The sequence below is a fragment of the Microbacterium sp. ZXX196 genome, from assembly GCF_009709595.1.
Lineage (GTDB): Bacteria > Actinomycetota > Actinomycetes > Actinomycetales > Microbacteriaceae > Microbacterium > Microbacterium excoecariae.
Genome location: NZ_WMEE01000102.1, coordinates 1 through 280, shown reverse-complemented (window position 1 = coordinate 280; position 280 = coordinate 1). Strand labels below are relative to the sequence as shown.

Below are 280 nucleotides of genomic sequence, written 5' to 3'. Positions count from 1 at the left end.
AGCATCAGCAGAGATATTCTGATGCTCTCAAGAGTTGCCAAGCCGGCACTCATGAAAGTCTTATTTGAACTGGGCTGTCATTATTCAGGCCAGATTCTTTCTTTTACAAAAATAATGGGGCAGTTGCAGGATGCCGGCAACACCACAACTCTTTCTCACTACCTTCACTTGCTGGACACGGCTGGCCTACTGGGAGGTTTTGAAAAGTACGCGGCAGATATCATCCGAAAAAGATCTTCGAGCCCCAAATTTCAGGTTCACAACACGGCGTTAATAAGCG

1 protein-coding gene is annotated in these 280 nt (G+C 46.4%); it reads left to right on the top strand.

The genetic code is table 11. The features are described 5' to 3' along the window. Positions 1 to 280: hypothetical protein (locus GJQ66_RS14850; protein WP_230379587.1), on the top strand; the 280-nt coding region annotated here is incomplete at both ends.